This is a genomic window from Streptomyces sp. NPDC001732 (genome assembly GCF_053596315.1).
On sequence record NZ_JBSFFY010000147.1, the window covers coordinates 1 to 3,199 of the forward strand.

Annotated in this window: 1 rRNA gene; it reads right to left on the bottom strand. The window is 57.1% G+C overall.

From position 1 onward, the window contains the following. Positions 1-22: 22 nt before the first annotated feature. Positions 23-3,147 (bottom strand): 23S ribosomal RNA (locus ACWCXX_RS40525). Positions 3,148-3,199 lie beyond the last annotated feature (52 nt).

The window sequence follows — 3,199 nt, forward strand, 5'->3', positions numbered from 1 at the left end:
AACACAGTGGACGCGAGCAACTGAGGACAAGCCCTCGGCCTATTAGTACCAGTCAGCTCCACCCGTCACCGGGCTTCCACATCTGGCCTATCAACCCAGTCGTCTACTGGGAGCCTTAACCAATCAAGTTGGTGGGAACACTCATCTCGAAGCAGGCTTCCCGCTTAGATGCTTTCAGCGGTTATCCCTCCCGAACGTAGCCAACCAGCCATGCCCTTGGCAGGACAACTGGCACACCAGAGGTTCGTCCGTCCCGGTCCTCTCGTACTAGGGACAGCCCTTCTCAATATTCCTACGCGCACAGCGGATAGGGACCGAACTGTCTCACGACGTTCTAAACCCAGCTCGCGTACCGCTTTAATGGGCGAACAGCCCAACCCTTGGGACCGACTCCAGCCCCAGGATGCGACGAGCCGACATCGAGGTGCCAAACCATCCCGTCGATATGGACTCTTGGGGAAGATCAGCCTGTTATCCCCGGGGTACCTTTTATCCGTTGAGCGACAGCGCTTCCACAAGCCACTGCCGGATCACTAGTCCCGACTTTCGTCCCTGCTCGACCCGTCGGTCTCACAGTCAAGCTCCCTTGTGCACTTACACTCAACACCTGATTGCCAACCAGGCTGAGGGAACCTTTGGGCGCCTCCGTTACCCTTTGGGAGGCAACCGCCCCAGTTAAACTACCCATCAGACACTGTCCCTGATCCGGATCACGGACCCAGGTTAGACATCCAGCACGACCAGAGTGGTATTTCAACGACGACTCCACAACCACTGGCGTGGCCGCTTCACAGTCTCCCACCTATCCTACACAAGCCGAACCGAACACCAATATCAAACTGTAGTAAAGGTCCCGGGGTCTTTCCGTCCTGCTGCGCGAAACGAGCATCTTTACTCGTAGTGCAATTTCACCGGGCCTATGGTTGAGACAGTCGAGAAGTCGTTACGCCATTCGTGCAGGTCGGAACTTACCCGACAAGGAATTTCGCTACCTTAGGATGGTTATAGTTACCACCGCCGTTTACTGGCGCTTAAGTTCTCAGCTTCGCCGACCCGAAAGTCGGCTAACCGGTCCCCTTAACGTTCCAGCACCGGGCAGGCGTCAGTCCGTATACATCGCCTTACGGCTTCGCACGGACCTGTGTTTTTAGTAAACAGTCGCTTCTCGCTGGTCTCTGCGGCCACCCCCAGCTCACCGGGCAAGCCGGATCACCAGGAATGGCCCCCCTTCTCCCGAAGTTACGGGGGCATTTTGCCGAGTTCCTTAACCATAGTTCACCCGAACGCCTCGGTATTCTCTACCTGACCACCTGAGTCGGTTTAGGGTACGGGCCGCCATGAAACTCGCTAGAGGCTTTTCTCGACAGCATAGGATCATCCACTTCACCACAATCGGCTCGGCATCAGGTCTCAGACTATATGCACGACGGATTTGCCTACCGTGCGTCCTACACCCTTACCCCGGGACAACCACCGCCCGGGCTGGACTACCTTCCTGCGTCACCCCATCGCTTACCTACTACCACCTTGGTTCATCGGCTCCACCACTACCCTCAACTCCGAAGAGATCGGGCCGGCTTCACGGACTTAGCATTAATGGGCTCAGTACTGGGCGTTTCAAAGCGGGTACCGGAATATCAACCGGTTGTCCATCGACTACGCCTGTCGGCCTCGCCTTAGGTCCCGACTTACCCTGGGCAGATCAGCTTGACCCAGGAACCCTTAGTCAATCGGCGCACACGTTTCTCACGTGTGTATCGCTACTCATGCCTGCATTCTCACTCGTGAACCGTCCACAACTACCTTCCGGTGCTGCTTCACCCGGCACACGACGCTCCCCTACCCAACCCAGCACCCGTTAAGGCTTCACGCTGGATTGACACGACTTCGGCGGTACGCTTGAGCCCCGCTACATTGTCGGCGCGGAATCACTTGACCAGTGAGCTATTACGCACTCTTTCAAGGATGGCTGCTTCTAAGCCAACCTCCTGGTTGTCTCTGCGACTCCACATCCTTTCCCACTTAGCGTACGCTTAGGGGCCTTAGTCGATGCTCTGGGCTGTTTCCCTCTCGACCATGGAGCTTATCCCCCACAGTCTCACTGCCGCGCTCTCACTTACCGGCATTCGGAGTTTGGCTAAGGTCAGTAACCCGGTAGGGCCCATCGCCTATCCAGTGCTCTACCTCCGGCAAGAAACACACGACGCTGCACCTAAATGCATTTCGGGGAGAACCAGCTATCACGGAGTTTGATTGGCCTTTCACCCCTAACCACAGGTCATCCCCCAGGTTTTCAACCCTGGTGGGTTCGGTCCTCCACGAAGTCTTACCTCCGCTTCAACCTGCCCATGGCTAGATCACTCCGCTTCGGGTCTTGAGCGTGCTACTCCACCGCCCTGTTCGGACTCGCTTTCGCTACGGCTTCCCCACACGGGTTAACCTCGCAACACACCGCAAACTCGCAGGCTCATTCTTCAAAAGGCACGCAGTCACGACTGCATGTGCAAGCACATACAGCGACGCTCCCACGGCTTGTAGGCACACGGTTTCAGGTACTATTTCACTCCGCTCCCGCGGTACTTTTCACCATTCCCTCACGGTACTATCCGCTATCGGTCACCAGGGAATATTTAGGCTTAACGGGTGGTCCCGCCAGATTCACACGGGATTTCTCGGGCCCCGTGCTACTTGGGTGTCTCTCAAGCAAGCCGCTGACATTTCGGCTACGGGGGTCTTACCCTCTACGCCGGACCTTTCGCATGTCCTTCGCCTACATCAACGGTTTCTGACTCACCTCACGGCCGGCAGACCGTGAAAGAGAGATCCCACAACCCCGCACACGCAACCCCTGCCGGGTATCACACGCCTACGGTTTGGCCTCATCCGGTTTCGCTCGCCACTACTCCCGGAATCACGGTTGTTTTCTCTTCCTGAGGGTACTGAGATGTTTCACTTCCCCTCGTTCCCTCCACACTGCCTATGTGTTCAGCAGCGGGTGACAGCCCATGACGACTGCCGGGTTTCCCCATTCGGACACCCCCGGATCAAAGCTCGGTTGACAGCTCCCCGGGGCCTATCGCGGCCTCCCACGTCCTTCATCGGTTCCTGGTGCCAAGGCATCCACCGTGCGCCCTTAAAAACTTGGCCACAGATGCTCGCGTCCACTGTGCAGTTCTCAAACAACGACCAGCCACCCACC